The sequence below is a fragment of the Rasiella rasia genome, from assembly GCF_011044175.1.
Taxonomy (GTDB): Bacteria; Bacteroidota; Bacteroidia; order Flavobacteriales; family Flavobacteriaceae; genus Marinirhabdus; species Marinirhabdus rasia.
The window spans coordinates 723,463-744,828 of the sequence record NZ_CP049057.1 but is presented as its reverse complement, the minus strand read 5'-3'; the positions used below and the strand labels follow the sequence as shown (position 1 = coordinate 744,828).

Here is a 21,366-nt window from a genome sequence, read left to right as displayed (position 1 = left end):
GCCAACGTATTTGTGTATGGTTAGTTGCGTTGGCTAGCAACTAAATTAGTAAAAGAAAACGAACCAGAGGAAAATCCGTAGGATTTTCCGAGTACGTACAGAACAAGCAATTGACTATACACGTTGTTAGCAGCTGCCATTTTAACTTCTACTTCCCATTTTTTCAATTCCAAGTTTTAAAAAATCATCAGGCAATGGTTGTTCCTTAAATTGCAATTTGCCAGCATAATAGTATTGATCGAAAAGTTCTTGTTCTAAGGGCGAAAATGAAAGAAGTGTGTCATTCATTTTGGTAAATTTTTTAAACTTTTTTGGTGATCTAATAAAAGCCGCACAAATGTCTAATTCATCTATTGCATATAAATGATTATGCATCTCTCTTCTCAATTTCAAAAAGCTAAAAAGATTGTTTAATGAATTACTTGTATGATATTTAAGTGTTAGAAAAAAAATCTCTAAATCATTAATATAAACAGACCAAGGATATTTTTTCTTGTCATTTTTTTGCAACATTAGACCCAAATCTGTTTGTAAATTTCCAAATCTTTCTAACGTAACAACTATTGAGTAAACACTATGGATTTTATTAGGATTTACTTTAAATAATACTCTGTTTTTATTATCTTTTATAGAAAACGTTTCACTTCCAAGAAAATAATCTTCAACTCTTTTGCATTGATCATAACCGTACTGAATAGATGATTTAAAATCATTCTTAAGTCTTGTAACAGCTTTTTCAACGTTTCTAAAAGGTTCTCTCAATTTTGAGGCTTTCGATTCAACAATTATTGCATGACCTTTATAGATAATTAACAAGTCCTGTTCAAAATTGTTTAGAATATAATAGTTTTCATAAAAAAAAGATCCTTTTGAAGGAAAAATTGATTTGAAAATCTCTATAGTTTTTCTCTCAAGACTATTTTCTCTGTGTTTTCGTATTTTATTATAAAGTTTTTTATCTTTTAAAAGATGGCTATATAAATGCCTATATATTGCTACAGGTATTTGTTTTTGAAATAAATTCAAATAATTATTGTCTGATAATTTTAGAATTGGTTTGAGTTCAAAAGGATTGTCTTCTGTGTAATAATTGAAATTTATATTAGGATTTGGCTCACACGAAAATAGTTTTAAAAATTTATCTACTTTTTCTTTTGAGAATGTAAGATATAAATCTTCTTTTGTAAACATCAAGAAAGTGTGAGGCTTTAATTGGAATGATGAGAATGATTCTTGTGTTTTTTTTGGTAATAAAATAAATGCTTCTGAGAAAGATATTTCTTTTTCTTGAGTTCTTCTGTTAAACTCAATAAATTCTTTTGTTTGCAAAAATTCCGTTACTTCATTAAATCTATTTATAGAGATTAATTCTATGTGCTTATAAATCTCAACTAAAAAATGAATATCAAGTCCAAAATCGTCATTAATCTTTTTTTCAAATGGGTGAAAAATAGTTTTTATTCTTTCTAAATCTTGCTCTACATAACTTAAAACACCATTGTCAAAATGACTTCTGTAAGCCATTTCATGAATTACAGATTCAAGAGTGTAATCTGAAGAACTCTCTTCTAGATTGTAGTCTTTAATTGCATTAACCCTTTCTGCAAGTTCACCAATTAGTTTTTCTGATAATTCAAATATTTCATCACCTTTTTTGTTGTCTGAAAACGCATGTAAAGCTATTAAATAAAAGAAATCTTTGAATTTAGATTTGAATTTGTTCAATTTAATTTCAGAGGAGCTGTCGGGACGTTTTTTTAGGAAAAATGCGAAAAAACCAGCGAAACTCTCTAAATCATATTTGGAAACAATTTCCTTAAGTTCCTCAATTTTATTTTCTAAACTCATTAATTTTGTTATGTACTTTCTATACTTTTTGTTTTATGACGGGAAGTTTTTTTTTGGTTGCTGCTAACGGTTTTGCATAAAGTTCCGTTGCGGAACTTCCAGACCAAGTTACATAGAATTTCCCTGATTTCCCGAATGGCAATTGATTCCGAGTATCTAAAAATAAGCAATGGGCTTTATGCGTTGTTACCTAACGTGGCACGACCAAAAGCCGAATTTGCCAGCACAAGGTTTTCCGCAAAGGAAAACACTGCTTGCGACATTTCCCGCAAGCGCAATTGAGTCCGCCGTGGACGCATCTTTCAGATTTAACACTATTCCAAGAAAGCGTGAATGAATCCGATATTGAATTCGGTTTGATAAGCTGCGTAAATAATTCCGATGTAAAGACAGTTTCTTTAAACTAACGTTAGTGCCAATGTTTGGTAACGGTCTCGTATAACCGTCAGTTACGGGATTAAAGTTAATGTTTTTCGGTTAAGCACTGACGTTAGCAATTCCGAGTGGATTCGGACGTAGTCGAATCCGCCGTAATTGCGGTTATACATTGTTGTAGCACGTTTTTTCATTTTATATTCTCAAAAAATTTAGTCGGATTTCTTAAAAATCTGTCTGCATCTGAATCTTTAATTAATTCCGCTAAATTTTGAATTTTGGGTTCGCACAAATTCCCTTTGTCGTCCATTAAAATCCATTCGTTTCTGTCGCATAAATCCAATATTGATTTTATAAAATTCAGAGTTGAGTCGGTTAAGTCAGTCCGAAATCGAAAATCCTCAATGTAATTTTCTTTGTCGTTAAAATCTATGCTCAAATCGTGGTCAAATTCCGCTTTTTCTGTTTTCCAACTTTTTCCGCCATTCCATTCCGCACGAGTGATTATTTTGTCAATGTCTTTTCTCAATTCCACAATATCAATTTCAATTCCTTTCCACCATTTTGTTGAAATCGCATCTTTAAATTCAGGTTCTGGCGTATCGTTCAATTCCATATCGTAGTTTTCCCAATACTTTTCCCATTCAGCGTGCTTAATTTCGAGCTGTTTTGGTATTCCGCCATATTTTTCTTCAATCGGCTTTTTTGGAAGTACAGATGTTAGAAATTGGTTTATTGCCATTGGGTTTTCTTAAATGTGCTACAACGGTTTTGCATAAAGTTCCGTTGAGGAACTTCCAGACCAAGTTACATAGAATTTCCCTGATTTCCCGAATGGCAATTGATTCCGAGTATCTAAAAATAAGCAATGGACTTTATGCGTTGTTACCTAACGTGGCACGACCAAAAGCCAAATTTGCCAGCACAAGGTTTTCCGCAAAGGAAAACACTGCTTGCGACATTTCCCGCAAGCGCAATTGAGTCCGCCGTGGACGCATCTTTCAGATTTAACACTATTCCAAGAAAGCGTGAATGAATCCGATATTGAATTCGGTTTGATAAGTTGCGTAAATAAATCCGATGTAAAGACAGTTTCTTTAAACTAACGTTAGTGCCAATGTTTGGTAACGGTTTGCGTATAAAACACGTTGCTTTTTCGCAATGTGTTTTATACGCTGTTGTGTGCAGTAATTTACCATAATTTTCAATTGTGGCAAATTGCGTAGTCAACAGGACAAGTTCCAATTCACTTTTTGATTTTTATGCGGCATATCCATCGGTCCGGATATGACGTCGTTCAAATCAAATTAAGGAGTCAATTCTTGAATTCAGACCAATACTTTTAAAAATATCAGTCAGTTTCTTGATTTTATGAAAATCAGCTACTAACTTCACCAAGCTTTGGGAGCGTTCCTAACGTTCTGATAGTGCAACTCTCAACGAAGAAATCGCCAAAGCTTGAAAATCCGATTTATTCAAATCAGATTGATGTTTTTAAAATGGTCTTCCGTATAAAACTCCGAAAAGTGAACCCTTATCGTATTGTCCTGTTTATTGCACCCAACGGTCTTGTATATGATTTGTGGCGACTTTGCTTGCTAGGGTGGCTTAATGAGCCCTTCTTACGAAATCCACCCTAGATTATGTTTTCTAAAGCGAATTGAGCGTTGAGCGCTTGATTGAGCCAAATTTTTCAATTTAGCAGGAGTAAAAGCGCCGTTTCGGATGGCAAGCCTCGCCGTTTTTATCCGAATGGCAAGTTAGTGAAAAAATGTAGGAAGTTTAATTCTCTTACCCAACAGAGCCATGAATTATATACGTTGTTACCCAACGTTAATTTTATTGTTTAATTATTTTTTCAAAAAATGTCGAATTGTTAGTTCTGACAACAATGAAATATATTCCTTTTTTGACTTTTGATAGATTTATATTATTGAACTTTTCTTTCTCTTCATAAACCAATTCTCCTGTAGTATTATATAAATTGACTTCGATAATATTTAAAGCAGATTTAGTACTAATTGAAAGATAATCTTTTACTGGATTAGGATATAACACAATCATTTGATTATTGTTTATATCATCTATACTCAAGACACAAGATTCACTAAATTCTACATCATTGTCAACACACCATCCAAAACCTGAACTACAAAATGGAGGAGTTGAATTCTCATCATCAACTTGGATGCAGAGCAAATTAGGATTATCGACTGCTAACATCACATTCAAATTTTCATTATTTCCGTTCTGAATATTTAAGTTGGACAAGTTATTATTAGAGCAATTGATAGTCCGAAGCATATTGTTTTGAGATAAATCTAGCGTGACAAATTGATTACCACTACAGGTAAAGGTAATTAGATTTGTTTGTTCAAAGAGGTCAATGTTTGATAGTAAATTATTATCAACATGTAAGCGCCAAATTAGAGGGTTTTGTGATACATCTAAATCTGTCAGAAAATTATCATTTAACCACAACCTTTCTAAAGCCGAATTATTAGTAAGGTCTATTGAGGATAGATTATTATGATATGCGTCAAGAATTTTTAGATTCAAATTGCTAGTGACATCCAATTCATTTAATGAGTTGTTGCTACAAGCCAAACCTAAAAGATTTGTATTTTGAGATATATCTAAACTTGACAAATTATTTGAACTACATTCTAAACCTAATAGGTTGATGTTTTGCGAGATATCGATATTTTGTAAATTATTATGTGCAATTTCTATTCCCTCCAAATTTGTATTTTGAGAAATATTAATTGTGGTTAGCAAGTTATTCCTCAAGTTAAGATTTGTTAGTAGGATGTTTTGTGAAAGATCTAATTGGGCAAGTTGATTTTGTGAGCAACTAAGGATTTCTATGTTTTCGAAATATTCAATTCCAATTAGAGAAGAGATATCACGATTATATAAATTTAGTGATATCACGGCTTGAGCTTCGTCGATTTCAATTTCTCCATCATTGTTTGTGTCAGCATTATCGTCTACGATTCCGTCTCCATCTGTGTCAACGCAATTAGTATTTACTAATGCGTTTTTAAAATCAGAATCTGGAAATTCAATTATTTGCCCAAATGAAAGTGCACTAGATAAAAGGAAAAATGTAATTATTGTAATTTTTATTACCATGTTCAATTAATGTTGGGTAACGGTTTTGCATATGATACGGCGGGTCATGAGCGGCTGTTTCGGCAGAGCGTAGATGCGGAGTAGCAACGTGGCGTAGCATCTGGCTGTAGCTTCGGCAGGGCAATGGCGCCGCCTATCGGAATTATCCGATGGACTAAGTTAAGTTTTTTGTACGACTTTTCATCTTCTTAACCATCTGACCGCTGTATTATATGCGTTGTTATGCAAAGTATTTTATCCAAATACTTAAAGCTCTTTCAACCATAAAATATACTCCGCCCTCAAATCCGATTTATTCAATTCTCTATTTTTTCTTAAAAATCTCTTTAATTTTCGATAACTGATTTTATCAAAATATTCTGGTTGTTTGATTTTGGTCTGATTACCTGAAAGATAGTGGTCAATCAATATTCTGATTTCGTCTATTCGACTATGAAATCTCCAAATATCTGATCTGTATGGATTAATCGTTTTAACCCAGCTGTTGCGGTCAATTTTAAATTTGTTGTTTTTTAGCGAGAGTAAATAATAAGGAAATGAACGGTCAAGATTATAAATATCTTCAATTAAATTCCAATATGTTCTAAGTCTCTGCTTATGTTGTTTTTCCGTAATCATAAATGATTCGTAATAATAATCTTCATCAATTCTTTCTTCTTCTAGTATTAGGACCGTATTATTTATTTCTAAAGCATCAAGAATGTTTTTGTACTGGTCAATTTCGGAAACTTGACTGTATGAAAAAGTGACCAAAAATATGGCAAGAAGAGTGATTTTCAATTTAATCATCCGTGTTCAGAATATTTTGCATAACGGTCTTGTATATGAAAAGTAGCGGATTTTTACGCACGAGCTTTTCAGTTTATAAATGACTTTTATTTTATTATTTATCTTTCGTTTAAGCACCTAAACCGCTATTTTTTATATACGTTGTTAGGTGCTGGCTTTTACGTTGTTTCATAAAGACTAAATTTGATATTTTCTAGACGATATGAAGGGTCTTGATTTAGCGATTTTTCTTTTATCATTTGAACTAAATCATTTTCATTTAAAGCTATCAATAATTCATCATTCAAATTGAGCATTCTTTTTTGCAAAATTTTTGCTGAATTTCCTAATCCTTTTCTAGTGAATAGAATACCAAATTTCCCTGTGTTAAGATTTAGATATTTTGATGGAAGATAAAATTCATTCTGTTCTAAAGGTTCTGAATAATTTTTAAAATCTACAACAATCAAATTACAATTGAAATCAGACTTCGCTTGTCCCCAAATACTTGTTGTATCATTAAAATTATTATTTACTATTAAATCACGTCTAAAGATATTGTCATTGGTATATGCTTGAATTTTCTTTGTATAATTTCTGAAATTATCAGAAAACAAATACTCGAAAATTTCCGTACAAATTTCTTCGAATTCAGACCATCCATCCATTCCAAGAGGGCAGTTTGATAGTTTTGAAATTAATTCTTGACTTTTGTTTTGATACTTTGATGTTATATTAAGTGAACTAAGTCTATCTTTAATATAATAATGGACTAAGTCTCCATTACCAATATTAATATAATCTCTTGCTATTTGATTTATGGAAATATCTTTAATGTTTAACTTATTTAAAAAATTATAAGTTTCTTCATCAGGTCTATTTGTGAACGCAATATGAGAATATTCGTCTTCATTTAGAATTTCTTTAATATTCTTTAGATTGGGTGTGTTATCAATGAATAATTTACATTTTTCATCGTGATAAAGTAGTAACTCATCTTCTTTTTCTGAGTCTCGCACGTGAGCTGATAAAGAACATTTTATCAAATATTTGAGAAATTCCTTTTTTTGCGTTTTTGAGCAGTTTTTGAGAAAAATATATAGAAGCTCAAAATGAATAAGTCTTGGGTCAAAGTCTGTATCATATTTTTCCAAATTTTCTATTTCGAATAATGATTCGGAAAAACCAAGAGAGTTTGATTCAATTTCTTCCAAGTTATTAAATCTAGTTGCTAGATTTAAAAAGTAAGGATAGATGACACATTTGTTTTTAGGGTTAATACCTTTATAAGTCTTAGTTTGTCTTGTGGTTTGACCTGGAACTCCATTTCTATCTATCACATACATTCGTACATTACTCCCGTAAACTGAAAACTCTGATTTGATTGTTGGATAGTTGGTCTCTATATAATTTAAAGAAATATCAAATTTTTTCTGAAAGTGTTTTTGAATTTTGTTTAAAGTTCTTTTTGGTATTTTTTTATCTTTTAAACTGTATCGTAATTGATTATTTTTACTTTTTAATTCGTTTTTATATTCTAAATAATCAGATTCTCTATCTATAGTTATCCATTTTCGATTCATATCGAAAAACAGTAAATCCATCGAGAATTCTTTATTTTCATTTTCAAGAACGTTCCATTTGGAAACGGTTTTAAATGGAAGCCGAGTTCTATAAATTTCTAAGGCAGTCGCATAATCAGTAGAGCGTTCAGTTCTTTCAAATGTGTATAAAAGTCTACCAAGGTTATTGTAAAGAAATTCAGCTAATCTACTTTGTCTTTCAATAAATTTATTTTTGGATTTTGACTTTAACTCTTTTTCAATTGCTTTACTCAGTTCAAGGTTTAAAATGTCAAATTTTATTGTTTTTGAAATGAGTGTGCTTAAAGTATCTTTTTGAATAGCAAGATTAGAGTAGTCATTCGATTCTAATTCTGTTATAGCTGAGAATGAATCTAAAAAGGATTCGTAATATTTTCTTGTATAGTTCATTGGTTTATTCAGCTTGCACCTAACGGTTTTGCATATGATACGGCGTGGCATGAGCGGCTGTTTCGGCAGAGCGTAGATGCGGAGTAGCAACGTGGCGCAGCATCTGGCTGTAGCTTCGGCAGGGCAATGGCGCCGCCTATCGGTTCTATCCGATGGACTAAGTTACAATTAAATGTAAGATTTGCAATTCACTTAACCCTCTAAGCGCTGTATTATATGCGTTGTTAGGCACAGTTATTTATCCTGATTTGTAAAGATGTTCCAACCAAGCCTGTATTTCATAAACAGATATTTTATCGAATTCTACCAATTGCTCTTTAGTTAATTGTTTCCATCCAAATTTATATGAATAAATCCAAGTAATTTCACCATTTATACTTCGAAAAAAACTTACGCTAGGCCATTCCTTTTGTTCTTTAAATTCTGGATAACCAATTGCCCCGTCAAATTCCACATCTTTTACATTAATCGGAAATTCTTTTTTTGTAAAATGAGGGTTTTTCCTCAAGCGATTTTGATATTCTTTAATTTGACTCTCAAGATCAATTGGTTCTCCAATCAATTGCCTATAATAACTTGTTAAAATAATACCCGACATCGTATCAGGATGATCTATACCTAAATTCTCAAAATAATTTGATAGCCTCGATTTTCCCCAAAGTTCCCAACCGTTTCTTATTACTCGTAGTCCAATGCCAATATGGCCTTCAACTGTAAATTGTTCTTCGGTCATCAATTTGATTTTGGATTTAAACTCATCAGCTAGCTTTAAATCAAGGTGCTTGATCGCATCGTTCAAATCAGTTGGTATGTATTTTCCGTTAATGGAATCTTTTTCTATTCTCAAGGCAAGCGCTTTCTTATTTTCTTTAGACCATTCAATAATCTTGTCTATAATTGTTGATACACAGGTGTTTTTTTCTTGAATTTTATTTAAGGCATAAATTAGAAAAATCCGTTCCAATTGAAATTCACTAAGAAGATTTTCTTCGGAATCTCTAGCATATTCTAAAATTGGAAGAAAGTCAGAATAATTTATGATTACTCTATTATTAAGAATTTGCTCGTTTTCATTAAGCCAATTTTTTTCTAATTGAAGCGTACTATTTTGGATAAATTGGATTTCTGTAGTGGTTAGCTTGTCTATTATTTTCGTAGAAATATTTTTAATATAATTCGGATGACAAAATTCAGCCGTCTGTCCAAATATTGAAGCACTACATAAAAATAATATTACGCAAAAAAATTTCTTCATAATTGTGCCTAACGGTTTTGCATATGATACGGCGGGGCATGAGCGGCTGCTTCGGCAGAGCGTAGATGCGGAGTAGCAATGTGGCGTAGCATCTGGCTGTAGCTTCGGCAGGGCAATGGCGCCGCCTATCGGAATTATCCGATGGACTAAGTTAAGTTTTTTGTACGACTTTTCATCTTCTTAACCATCTGACCGCTGTATTATATGCGTTGTTATGTCTAGTTAAAGCTAATTCCGGTTCTTTTCTGTGTTATAGAATTCAACAAGTTTTTCACAAGCCTGTCTAAAACTTCCTTTGTAAGGTACTGAGCGTGCTACCATATGATATCTTGATTTTTCTGGCTTATGCGAATAATCAAATTGTTCAAGAATATATGCGTAACCATCAAAATAGTCTTGTGCGGGGTATTCAATCATTTTCAAATCCCAAAAATATGCACCTTTAACAAGGTTTTGAAATTCAATAAATTGTTCTGAACTTAAATTTGTAATACTTTCATTTGTCAATGTATATTTTCCAATCTCGCTGCTTTCATCAGCTTGGTAAAATTTAGCCACTAATTCAATATCATTTTCATCAAAATAGTTTACTCTGAATATGCTGTTGTTGCCAAATGCATCTACATGATGAAAACGAAATGAGTCGTGTCCATAATCTTCCAATCTTTTTTCATCAATTGAATTATAAATTCTTTCAAGAAATTTATCTCCTTCGATGCTATCTTTTACAAACTGGGAGTTTAGTTTTTCTACTATAACATTCGGAATGGTTTTTTTATCCGATTTGATATTACAACTGAAGCATAACGCAACAATTATTGATAAAATGATAATCCGAATTTTTTTCATGCTTTAATTAGACATAACGGTTTTGCATATGATACGGCGGGTAATGAGCGGCTGCTTCGGCTGGGCGTAGATGCGGAGTAGCAACGTGGCGTAGCATCTGGCTTTAGCGTCGGCAGGGCAGTGGCGCCGCCTATCGGTTTTATCCGATGGACTAATTTACAATTATTTGTAGGAAATCCAATTCACTTTACCATCAGACCCGCTGTATTATATGCGTTGTTAGTGGTAGTTTTCGATTTATTTGTTACTAATATAAATTTGTTTACATTTGCACTTAACTAATAGGTTAAGTTTTTGGATAATTTCTATTGCATACATTTCTGTGACGTAGCCAAAGTAAGGTTTTACTTGAATAGTAGTAATGCAGACGTGATGAAGAAATTCAATGAAATTAATAGACAAGAAAAAACTATAAACAAATTTGCATTAGTTGTTGCGGCTATTCAAGATAAAACTGCAAACAGAACTCAGTTTAACCGAGAGGGATCATGCAGTTTAGGAGAAATTTATGCTATAAAGGTCGACAATCATCGATTTTATACATTAGTTATCAAATACCAAGGTTATAGAGAATATTATATTTCACGTTATGGACGAAAGCAAAGTCAAACAAACGACAAGAAATTAACGAAAACCATAGAATCAATATCTAAAATCACTATCACAAAATTTTTGCAATGAACGATAAATTGAACACAGAATCTAGTGGCTTTTTAACTTCTTACATAAAAGAAAATAAAAGCAAAATAGATGAATCTTTAGTTAGTTTAAGGTTAATGAAGGAGGTTGATGATTTTTTGGATATAAATTGTATCAGCCAGAGAAGTTTTGCTGATGATATTGGATATTCTGAGGCATATATAAGTCAACTGATGTCCGGTGTGAAAAAGTTTAATACTTCTTTTATAAACAGGCTTGAAAAGAAGTATAATTTGAGGATAGAGTTCAAGCTTAATCCTAAAAACGAGTGTAAGTTTATATCAAAATTGTCAAATACTACAATTGAATTTAGAATAACAAATTTCAATTTAATACAATCTGAGAAGAATTTTTCGTCAAATAATAATCCATTGGATTATTGTCAATTTGAAACTGTTGAGGATTAATCAAATGAACATGGATAAACAAGAATCAAAGAAACTAGATATGAGATTTAAGAACATCAAAGTTCTTAAATATTCACAGTTTGATTTATTAGAGGAATTTGATAAAGACGTAAGGCCTTTAGTTAATTTTAATAGTAATTTTCAGTTTAAGGTCGAACCAGAAAACAATCAAATTACTTGTGTAGTAATGGTTCAAATTAGTATTTTGGAAACTGGAGAATTATTTTCTGAATTAAAGGTAGAAAATGTTATTGAAATGACTCCATTAGCTGAAATTATTGAAACGAGTGACGGTAGTCATAATGTTCCGAATGGAATATTACAACTTGTCGTATCACTATCAATTTCCACTGTTAGGGGAATACTCTCAGAAAAAGTTAAAGGTACAATAATGCAAGATGAGATTTATCCTTTAATCGATCCCGCGTCATTAATCAGTAATAACGTTTAGTTCAAATCTAAGAAATTACCACTAACGGTTTTGCATATGATACGGCGGGTCATGAGCGGCTGTTTCGGCAGAGCGTAGATGCGTAGTAGCAACGTGGCGTAGCATCTGGCTGTAGCTTCGGCAGGGCAATGGCGCCGCCTATCGGTTCTATCCGATGGACTAATTTACGATTAAATGTAGGATTTTCAATTCACTTAACCATCAGACCGCTGTATTATATGCGTTGTTACCCATAGGTTTACTTCGCAATTTTTCCGCTTTTCTCAAATGCATCATAAAATTCATCGATCTTTTTAAAGTCGTATTTCTCTAATTCCCAATTAAATTCTGACTCGGGATTATACTCAATTTTAAAGTTCTCATCTTTAAACTCAGGTTTTTCAACACCTTCGTAGCCACTATTGTAAACAATATAAAAGTGTTTTACATATGAAGAAGAATATATACTATAAAAATAACCAGTCAAAATCGGTTTTCTATCAGCAGTCAGTATAAATTGTCGGCTGAAATTCATATTTGGCTGTAAACTCCATAATTTTTCGACTCCGCTTGCGCTGATAATTATTTCACTCGTTTCAAAATCGAAACCTAAGATTTCGTTGTCGTAAATAAATGGAGTTGATGGTAAATCGTTTTCGGTGGCACTAAAACTTCCTGCGTAAATGATATTATGAGTTATGGAATCATATCGTGCATATTTTAAATGATAATCATTTAGCAAAATCGAAGAGCTATCTTTCTTTAATTCCTTTCTAAAATTCCAATCATTTAATAATTCTGAGCCATCTTTTGAAACTATTCTTTCTTTTGGCAGATAAATTTCGATTTTGGCTTTTTGAATTTTATCTACTTTATGCTGCTTCCGATTACACCCAATTAGTATCAGAAAAAAAATTAATATGATGACGAATGTTTTATTCAAACTTATGGGTAACGGTTTTGCATATGATACGGCGGGGCATGAGCGGCTGCTTCGGCAGAGCGTAGATGCGGAGTAGCAACGTGGCGTAGCATCTGGCTGTAGCTTCGGCAGGGCAATGGCGCCGCCTATCGGAATTATCCGATGGACTAAGTTAAGTTTTTTGTACGACTTTTCATCTTCTTAACCATTTGACCGCTGTATTATATGCGTTGTTGTGGGTAGTTTAAATCAGAAGAATAAATTATATCACCATTTTTTTTCAATTTCCAAGAAATAGTCTTTTGTGATTTCCTATCAATTAGTTTTATGATTTGATTCTCCTTGTCGAATTTAAATCTTCCTGAAGCAATTATTGTTGTATTACCACATCTGTTATTTTCTATTGCAGAATAATATTTAAATTCATTATAATTATTTAGAATAATTCTTGGTCCATTCATGTCGGAACCACAATCTACCCAGGAGTTAGTTGAAGTTTTATTTGATTCTTTTTGATTTAACAATTTCCAGCACCCAACTAATTCATTGTCGTTTATAAGTCTTTCTTGAGCATCCATATTGGAGTATGCGAAGATCATAATAAAAATAATTGGAATTAGTCGAATCATATTTCTTTTGAAGCAACAATTATTCCAAAATTACCCACAACGGTTTTGCATAAAGTTCCGTTGCGGAACTTTCAGACCAAGTTACATAGAATTTCCCTGATTTCCCGAATGGCAATTGATTCCGAGTATCTAAAAATAAGCAATGGGCTTTATGCGTTGTTACCTAACGTGGCACGACCAAAAGCCGAATTTGCCAGCACAAGGTTTTCCGCAAAGGAAAACACTGCTTGCGACATTTCCCGCAAGCGCAATTGAGTCCGCCGTGGACGCATCTTTCAGATTTAACACTATTCCAAGAAAGCGTGAATGAATCCGATATTGAATTCGGTTTGATAAGCTGCGTAAATAATTCCGATGTAAAGACAGTTTCTTTAAACTAACGTTAGTGCCAATGTTTGGTAACGGTTTGCATATGGCTTGTGGCGGTTTCAAAGTACTTTCCTGTCCACCGAAATCAAAGCTGGATACGAAGCAAAAACCTTGCTGGCAGCCGTTCACCCGCCATAAGCTATATGCGTTGTTGTAAGGCGTTTTCTTTTATTAAAAATCTGAATCGGTAATAACTAAAACGTATTCGTGACTTGCAGAAGTTCTTTGGTCGTCAACGTTAGAAGCCCAATTAGATAATACTTTATAATCTTTCGTCAAAGTGTCTCCTGCGGCATTTGTAATTACCATGTCATTTCCAAACATTGAAGTTGGTTCAAAATAGTCAGTTTCCTTACCTCGCTTACTCCAAGTTGCGACATCTTTTCTTTCGTTCGGATTAATCGTTTTGTCAATGTCGCTTGAGGCAATAATATTTGTGCCGTCAACAGATATAACACTCGAAGATTGGTTGTCGACATAATAGTCAACAAAAGTTTCCTTTTCGCAAGAACTAAAGAAAAATAGGGCGAAGATTAGAATAGATACTTGTCTCATATTTACTTAAATTTTGTTTATTGTTTCAAACGTAATTCTATTCAGTTTATTTTAATGCCTTACAACGGTTTTGCATAAAGTTCCGTTGCGGAACTTCCAGACCAAGTTACATAGAATTTCCCTGATTTCCCGAATGGCAATTGATTCCGAGTATCTAAAAATAAGCAATGGACTTTATGCGTTGTTACCTAACGTTGCACGACCCGAGCTTTGCGAGTGCGATTAAATCTTTCAGCAGAAGGATATTCTTCTTGTCACATTTCCCGCAAGCGCAATTGAGTCCGCCGTGGACGCATCTTTCAGATTTAATACTATTCCAAGAAAGCGTGAATGAATCCGATATTGAATTCGGTTTGATAAGCTGCGTAAATAAATCCGATGTAAAGACAGTTTCTTTAAACTAACGTTAGTGCCAATGTTTGGTAACGGTCTTGTATATGATTTGTGGCGACTTCGCGGCTGCTTCGGCTGAGCGTAAATGCAAGTAGCAACGTGGCGCAGCATTTGGCTGGTGACGTTTGAAGCGCAATGGCGCCGCCTATCGGTTTTTTCCGATTTGAAAGTTAATCAAAAAATGTAAGAAGTTTCAAACTCTTAACCAACTTAGCCATAAATTATATACGTTGTTGGCAACTGGCTTTTTATCAGTAACAAATGTCGCCATCAATATTTTTAGTCAAAAATCTGTTTAGTGTTTCAGATCGTTCTTTAGTTAATTTGTTTAGCAAAATAATTCTACACATAGCAAATGAGCTACCGTACATTTCGCTTGCTTGTTTAGGGTATCTTAATTTCAGTTGTGCATTCCTGTACTTTAACCACTTTCGTTGTGACTTTTTCAAGTTCCTTATAAAAATCCGATTTTGGTCATACTGCATTAAAACCTTTTGATAAGTTTTTTCTAATTCAATTTTAGCATTTTCATATTCGTGATTCGCAACTTTATTCATCTCCAATTGAGTTTGCGAAAAACAGGTCAAATTTGCTGTCAGAAATAGTAAGAATATCGTTCGATTCATTTTGGTATAGCTTGTTGCCAACGGATTTGTATAAGAATAGTAGGGCTGAAAACAGTCCCAAACCATTCGGTTAAACACAAGCCAGATTTTTAAATTTTTCTTATTATTTTTTCTTGTCAATAAGCCAAATTTAAAAATTTGGCGACCTTGCAAATGCGCCTGAACCATTCGGTTTTGCTACAATTGCCCTATTATTTTTATACGTTGTTAGCAATAGTGATTTCCGTAACTTGCTCAATATATCAATAAATTCAATTCGAATTTTTCATTGTCAAAATCAAATATTTTAACAACATCACTTAAGCGATAACCATTCGATTTGTTTTCAAGTTCCATAAATTCATTCACTTCATTTGAAGTAGTTTGGTCAGTTATTTCTACTTTTTTTTCTTTAGCTCTTTTTAAGCTCATTCTACAATCAATTTTTGGTATTGTCTTTTTTCGTGAACTTAATTTAAAATTTATTGACCGATTATTTAAAGAAACTCTTTCATATTTAACTTGTGTGATAAATATATTACTATCTAACAATCCTAACCAATATTTAATTCCGTTTTTTAATATTTGAGAGTTTTGCTTTTCATCAATTAGCCAAAGAATTTCGCAATACAATTCTTTAAAAAGTGTAAATAACTCTTTTATAAACTTTGAACTTATTATTTTAAGGTATTGACTATCGTTGTCAAAGTGTAATAATTTTTCATTCCGTTTTACAACATCTTCAATTTTGTTATCAGAGAATATTGAACCAGCGTGGACGATTTTGTTTCTAATAAACTGAATGTCTTTCAATTTAGAGATATATTTTTCTAAAATTGAAGTATCGATTTCCAATACCAACTCCAAATAATCTATTGAAGAATTTAAATAATCTCTTGAATTGAAATGAGAAGGCTTAATTTTTTTTGAAAACAAATCAGCAGATACTTTACAAATCTGATTTAATGAACTTTCGTTTAATGCGTATAGAGAAACTAATATTGATTTACTATACAAGTCTAAAAACTCTTTATACTTATTTTCAATAATTTCGTGATTTTCAGCGTAATTGCTTTCGAGATAATCTAAACCAGATACATTCATTGCGTAATTCGGTGCGAAGTCATCGTCAGTTCCAACTTCTGCCATTACTTCTTCATAAACTTTATCCGCCTCTTTTCTTGAAGTTTCATAATCAGTTTTTAATTTTAAAAGCTCATTATCCCATTCTTTGATGTAGGATTTTAAAGTTAATGAAAATTGTTTTTCGTAAACATCTAACTGCCTTTTGAAATCTAAAAAAGGTTTTTCCAATTGGTTGTTTTCCTTCTTATTGGCAATATAATAAAATGTGGATTGGAAAAGGTTCATTGAAGTTATCGAGGTTTTTTTATCATTATTGCTAACGGTTTTGCATATGATACGGCGGGTTTTGGGCGGCAGCTTCGGCAGTGCCAACATTTTGCGTCAGCGAAAGTGGGAAGCGCAGCGTGCGAATCAGCCGTGGGGCAGTGGCGCCGCCACTACGTATTTATCCGCTGTATCAAATTTTCTATAAAGTTAGGGAATTTAATTGAAGCCAAATGTGACCGCTGTATTATATGCGATGTTGGGCACAGTTATTCCTTAGTAAATTTCTCTAATCTAGAAATATATAATTGCATAAATGGCATGCCTTGATTTTCTAATTTTGTATATAATTCGATTGCTTTAGAGTAATCTAAATTCTTCTCTTCAATCCAACCCAATAAATAAGTACAAGGAATATAATTAGAATTAATTTCCAAACAGCTCAAGCAATCCTTTTTTGCTTCTTCAAATCTATCCGAGATAAAATAATAAATTGCTCTTTTGCTATAAACTTTTGTATTCGGATTATTATTGATGGAGTCTGTAAGTGAAATGATTTTAGTATTGGAATTTTCAGTTTTAAACTCTTCAATCGTTGCCTCCCGAGCTTTCAATATAAAGATGTATAAATCATCACAATTATCTTGAAGTTTAATAATTATATCTGAAAATAATTTGTCAACAAAACTTAAAGCATTTTCATTAGTAGAATCAATTTTATTAAATTCATCTTCGTGGTTACCTAAGCTGGTGTAAAAACAGGACAGAATATATTCTTCTGTATATTCCCTTGATTCCGATAAACAATTGCAGACTTCACTTGATATTTTCTCTGATAAATTTTGAGATATAATGAAATTTGTAAATAGAAGTGTAAGTATAAATAAATTTATTTTCATAGTTTCTTAATTGTGCCCAACGGTCTTGCATAAAGTTCCGTTGCGGAACTTTTCCAGACCAATTTACGTAAAATCTCCCTGATTTTGTGTTCGCGAGAATTATCCGATACGGATAATTGGAGCAATGGACTTTATGCGTTGTTACCTAACGTGGCACGACCCGAGCTTTGCTAGTGCTATTAAATCTTTCAGCAGAGGGAGAATCTTCTTGCCGCATTTCCCGCAATGGCAATTGAATCCGCCGTGGACGGATTTTTCAGATTTAACATAATTCCAAGAAAGCGTGAATGAATCCGATATTGAATTCGGTTTGATAAGTTGCGTAAATAAATCCGATGTAAAGACAGTTTCTTTAAACTAACGTTAGTGCCAATGTTTGGTAACGGTCTTGTATATGGCTCGTAGCGTGCAAATTAGCGATAACTATTCGGTTAAGCACGAGCCGAATTTTTTAATTTTCTTATTACCTTTTCTTCTCAATAAGCCAAATTAAAAAATTTGGCGGACTTGCAAATATTCTTTATCTTCAGTTAAACAACTAACTAGCTATGAGCTATATACGTTGTTATGTGGCGTTTTTTTAGATTGTGGTTATTCTGATTCTATTATCCCAATCGTGGTCATCCGATTTAACTAATTCGGCAAATAAATAAACGTCTTCTAATCTGTTACCATCTTTATCAACCCAGCGACACTTTAATTCATAGGTTTCAGGTTGTTTTCCAACAACAATCATTTTAATTCTAGTGTTTGATTTATGATAAACTCCTTGTCCAATTTCAAAATCCTCAAATTTGTATTCTCTCATATTGATATTTTATAATATTTTGTTTGCATCAACATCATAACCTGATGCTATAAGTTCTTTAACTAGCTTAAATTTCCAAGTTTTTCCTTCGTCAATAGGATTATATAAAACTCCGTGTAAATCGCTTGGTAACTCTACACCACTTTCATAGAGAGGAAACACATTACTTCTTCCTAATTTCCCAATGAAGTAACCCATTTCCAGAATTACATTTTGTCTAGCTCTGTATTTATCTTTTGTTTCAGTTTTGACTTTGCCTAAATCATCTGCTGTTAATAAAACTACAGCAAACCCAACATCTGAATGTAATTCAAATTTTTCAATTATAGTCTGTCCTCTGTTAGGTTGTTCGGATAGTATAATTGGATTTAAACCAAGTTTTTCGATAGTTCTTGCAAGGTCAGTTTTTGTATGTTCATCGTGACCGTGAACTATAAAAATATTGTTTGTTTTATTTTCGATTACTTCTGTTGTATTTGCCATTTCGGTTTTTTCTTCAATTGAGGATTTAAGCAAGTCTGATTTCCCTAACAATTTTTTAAGGTTAGTTAGTTTTACATCAACAACTTCTTTAAAGTTATCTAATTTACCTTTTGGACCTTGTGCTCTTTTTCCAAAACCAATGAACATTGCGCAATCGTCATATCTTTTTTTATATTCATTGTATTCATTATTAAATGACTGTTTTAGGTATTCGGAATTATAGTCATTCCAATGATTAAAATCTTCACGATTTTTGTCAAAATCAGATTGTGTTTTGACTCCAAAGTTTAAGATTTCTTGACCTTCTGCAATTCTTTCTTCAAGTTTAGAAATAAAGTCTTTTCTCGAAATGATTAATTCAGTTGGTGGTGGTGGTGTATATTTTGCAGTTCGTTTTGCCATAAATTTTAAATGTTGTTCTCGGTTTCTCTCAAATGCCACATAACGGTCTTGTATATGGCTCGTAGCGTTCAAATTATAAATTATTTTCGGATTAAGCACGAGCCGAATTTTTAAATTTTACTATTTATCTTTTTATTGGAAATCGTCAAATTTAAAAATTTGGCGACTTTCCAAATATGCCTTAACTTCCGATTTAGCAACTGCCCAGCTATGAGCTATATACGTTGTTAGAGGCAGTTTTTATTACTATTCTAATTCCTTTAGTTTAGCTTGAGCTTCTTGATTTCCGTCTATTCCAACTGCTTTTTTATAGTTGTCAATTGCTTCTGATTTGTTTTTTTGAGATAAAAAGTAATTCCCTAAAGCAACAAAACTTTTTGATTCATTTGGATAGAAATCAGCATTCAGTTCTAAATATGCTAACGCTTTTTTAGGAAGATTATGTCCATCCAACATAAAGAACCCAACTTGATTTAGTAATTCCCAATCAGGTTTTACTTCACGTTTCATTTGAATGCTCAATTTTTCATAGTGGGTTTTAAATGGTTCTGTTAATTCTTTGGCGGAATATTCTTTTGGTGTGTTAAAACGCCACATTTCTGGGAATGGAAACCAAGAGAAAATAGACCGCAATCCATTATACTGGGCTGGAACAACAATGCTTCCGTGGTCTTCATTCTCAAAGTATTCCCATTTAAAATTAATCTCTTTATTATTTTTTACTAATAGGTCGTGAAACTTTAAATTGGCTCTAATCTGTTCAGTAGGAACTGTTTTGTCTTTTCTAACTTTAGCCGTGTCCATTGCTTTGCCAATACTATTAGCCACAGCTATATATAATGACTTTTCTTTTCGATTTCCTTTATTTAGTAGTTCTTGAGTTTCTTTAACCAAATTTTCTTCGTCCCACCAAAGACTTGGGTCAATTGCCAAATAATTATCAAAAGAATTTTCGTGATGTAAGTATGAATAAAGTACAAAAAGACCTCCTGTAGAATGACCAATAATGGTATTGTTGTTTTCGGTTGGGTATTTATTGTTGATATAAGGTTTTAATTCTTGATTTATGAATTTTAAAAAATTACTGGCACCTCCAGAAGTTTCCGATTCGTGTCCGCGTTGAAAAGGAACATTAGTATTCGTGAAATCTCTTGTTCTATCCGTATTGGTAATACCAACTATTATAGATTGAGGAATTTTGAAAGGCGTTAGTTGCTTTTGCATTCCAGTAATAACATAAAATTGTTGAGATGCGTCCAATACATAAATAACTGGATATTTTTTAGTGCTATTAAAGTCCTCAGGTGTATGTATCCAAATTTCTCTTTGCTCTTTTAGTATTTTGGAATATAAGCTATCAACTTTCCCAACTACTATTTGCTTTTCGCTATTTTGATTAAATTGTGCTATTCCTTTGAAACATAGGAACAAGGTAATTATGGTTATTACAATTTTAGACTTTCTCATTTGTTTGGTAAGGTTTTAGTTTGTAATTATTTCTTTTGGATAATTGACAACATCAAAAATAATTCCAGACTTGTCCTTTTTACCTATCGTGTTTTTTTAAATTGCCTCTAACGGTTTTGCATAAAGTTCCGTTGCGGAACTTTCAGACCAAGTTACATAGAATTTCCCTGATTTCCCGAATGGCAATTGATTCCGAGTATCTAAAATTAAGCAATGGACTTTATGCGTTGTTACCTAACGTTGGACGACCCGAGCTTTGCGAGTGCGATTAAATCTTTCAGCAGAAGGATAATCTTCTTGCACATTTCCCGCAAGCGCAATTGAGTCCGCCGTGGACGCATCTTTCAGATTTAACACTATTCCAAGAAAGCGTGAATGAATCCGATATTGAATTCGGTTTGATAAGTTGCGTAAATAAATCCGATGTAAAGACAGTTTGTTTAAACTAACGTTAGTGCCAATGTTTGGTAACGGTCTTGTATATGATTTGTGGCGACTTTGCTTGCTAGGGTGGCTTAATGAGCCCTTCTTACGAAATCCACCCTAGACTATGTTTTCTAAAGCGAATTGAGCGTTGAGCGCTTGATTGAGCCAAATTTTTCAATTTAGCCGGAGTAAAAGCGCCGTTTCGGATGGCAAGCCTCGCCAATTTTATCCGAATGACAAGTTAGTGAAAAAATGTAGGAAGTTTAATTCGTTTACCCATCTAAGCCATGAATTATAT

At 32.7% G+C, this 21,366-nt stretch carries 19 protein-coding genes; 3 read left to right on the top strand and 16 right to left on the bottom strand.

The window, feature by feature from the left end; translation table 11 throughout:
* Positions 1-141 precede the first annotated feature (141 nt).
* The 7 genes from G5B37_RS03420 to G5B37_RS03390 form a co-directional block, all read right to left on the bottom strand.
* Positions 142-1,848 carry a hypothetical protein gene (locus G5B37_RS03420; protein WP_164678675.1) on the bottom strand — a complete coding sequence of 569 codons (1,707 nt, stop codon included), beginning with the start codon at positions 1,846-1,848 and terminating at the stop codon, positions 142-144.
* 565 nt (positions 1,849-2,413) lie between these two features.
* The gene (locus G5B37_RS03415) at positions 2,414-2,965 is read right to left on the bottom strand and encodes a hypothetical protein (protein WP_164678674.1); all 552 of its coding nucleotides are present in this window, start codon (positions 2,963-2,965) and stop codon (positions 2,414-2,416) included.
* A 1,097-nt stretch (positions 2,966-4,062) separates the two neighbouring features.
* Complete coding sequence (locus G5B37_RS03410) at positions 4,063-5,358, bottom strand: T9SS type A sorting domain-containing protein (protein ID WP_164678673.1); 1,296 nt, start codon at positions 5,356-5,358, stop codon at positions 4,063-4,065.
* A 246-nt stretch (positions 5,359-5,604) separates the two neighbouring features.
* Positions 5,605-6,147 (bottom strand): hypothetical protein, encoded by a 543-nt coding sequence (locus G5B37_RS03405; RefSeq protein ID WP_164678672.1) that lies wholly within the window; start codon positions 6,145-6,147, stop codon positions 5,605-5,607.
* 158 nt (positions 6,148-6,305) lie between these two features.
* Complete coding sequence (locus G5B37_RS03400) at positions 6,306-8,120, bottom strand: hypothetical protein (RefSeq protein ID WP_164678671.1); 1,815 nt, start codon at positions 8,118-8,120, stop codon at positions 6,306-6,308.
* Positions 8,121-8,358: 238 nt separating this feature from the next.
* Positions 8,359-9,375, bottom strand: coding sequence for a DUF6794 domain-containing protein (locus G5B37_RS03395; RefSeq protein ID WP_164678670.1), 1,017 nt, complete (start codon positions 9,373-9,375; stop codon positions 8,359-8,361).
* 228 nt (positions 9,376-9,603) lie between these two features.
* Complete coding sequence (locus tag G5B37_RS03390) at positions 9,604-10,224, bottom strand: hypothetical protein (protein WP_164678669.1); 621 nt, start codon at positions 10,222-10,224, stop codon at positions 9,604-9,606.
* 372 nt (positions 10,225-10,596) lie between these two features.
* On the opposite strand from G5B37_RS03390, the gene G5B37_RS03385 reads away from it, so the two are divergent.
* The 3 genes from G5B37_RS03385 to G5B37_RS03375 are packed head-to-tail and all read left to right on the top strand — an operon-like array spanning position 10,597 to position 11,781.
* Positions 10,597-10,905 carry a hypothetical protein gene (locus G5B37_RS03385; RefSeq protein WP_164678668.1) on the top strand — a complete coding sequence of 103 codons (309 nt, stop codon included), beginning with the start codon at positions 10,597-10,599 and terminating at the stop codon, positions 10,903-10,905.
* Positions 10,902-11,330: a helix-turn-helix domain-containing protein gene (locus tag G5B37_RS03380; RefSeq protein WP_164678667.1), complete on the top strand. Its 429-nt coding sequence runs from the start codon at positions 10,902-10,904 to the stop codon at positions 11,328-11,330. Before G5B37_RS03385 ends, G5B37_RS03380 begins: the two co-directional genes overlap by 4 nt.
* A 10-nt stretch (positions 11,331-11,340) precedes the next feature.
* Complete coding sequence (locus G5B37_RS03375) at positions 11,341-11,781, top strand: hypothetical protein (protein WP_164678666.1); 441 nt, start codon at positions 11,341-11,343, stop codon at positions 11,779-11,781.
* Positions 11,782-12,019: 238 nt separating this feature from the next.
* Here G5B37_RS03375 and G5B37_RS03370 read toward each other — a convergent pair whose 3' ends face one another.
* The 9 genes from G5B37_RS03370 to G5B37_RS03330 all read right to left on the bottom strand — a co-directional run bounded on the left by G5B37_RS03370 (position 12,020) and on the right by G5B37_RS03330 (position 20,642).
* Positions 12,020-12,703, bottom strand: a complete 684-nt coding sequence (locus G5B37_RS03370) for a hypothetical protein (RefSeq protein ID WP_164678665.1) — start codon at positions 12,701-12,703, stop codon at positions 12,020-12,022.
* A gap of 200 nt (positions 12,704-12,903) precedes the next feature.
* Positions 12,904-13,260 (bottom strand): hypothetical protein, encoded by a 357-nt coding sequence (locus G5B37_RS03365; protein ID WP_164678664.1) that lies wholly within the window; start codon positions 13,258-13,260, stop codon positions 12,904-12,906.
* 591 nt (positions 13,261-13,851) lie between these two features.
* Positions 13,852-14,235: a hypothetical protein gene (locus tag G5B37_RS03360; RefSeq protein ID WP_164678663.1), complete on the bottom strand. Its 384-nt coding sequence runs from the start codon at positions 14,233-14,235 to the stop codon at positions 13,852-13,854.
* A gap of 644 nt (positions 14,236-14,879) precedes the next feature.
* Complete coding sequence (locus G5B37_RS03355) at positions 14,880-15,422, bottom strand: lysozyme inhibitor LprI family protein (RefSeq protein ID WP_164678662.1); 543 nt, start codon at positions 15,420-15,422, stop codon at positions 14,880-14,882.
* 66 nt (positions 15,423-15,488) lie between these two features.
* Complete coding sequence (locus tag G5B37_RS03350) at positions 15,489-16,604, bottom strand: hypothetical protein (protein ID WP_164678661.1); 1,116 nt, start codon at positions 16,602-16,604, stop codon at positions 15,489-15,491.
* Positions 16,605-16,852: 248 nt separating this feature from the next.
* Positions 16,853-17,482, bottom strand: coding sequence for a hypothetical protein (locus G5B37_RS03345; RefSeq protein WP_164678660.1), 630 nt, complete (start codon positions 17,480-17,482; stop codon positions 16,853-16,855).
* 580 nt (positions 17,483-18,062) lie between these two features.
* Positions 18,063-18,290, bottom strand: coding sequence for a hypothetical protein (locus G5B37_RS03340; protein ID WP_164678659.1), 228 nt, complete (start codon positions 18,288-18,290; stop codon positions 18,063-18,065).
* Positions 18,291-18,299: 9 nt separating this feature from the next.
* Entirely contained in the window at positions 18,300-19,175 is an 876-nt protein-coding gene (locus tag G5B37_RS15150) for a nucleotide-binding protein (protein WP_263649837.1), read from the bottom strand.
* Positions 19,176-19,421: 246 nt separating this feature from the next.
* A complete protein-coding gene (locus tag G5B37_RS03330; protein WP_164678658.1) occupies positions 19,422-20,642 on the bottom strand; it encodes an alpha/beta hydrolase in 1,221 nt (406 codons plus the stop codon).
* Between the last annotated feature and the right edge of the window lie 724 nt (positions 20,643-21,366).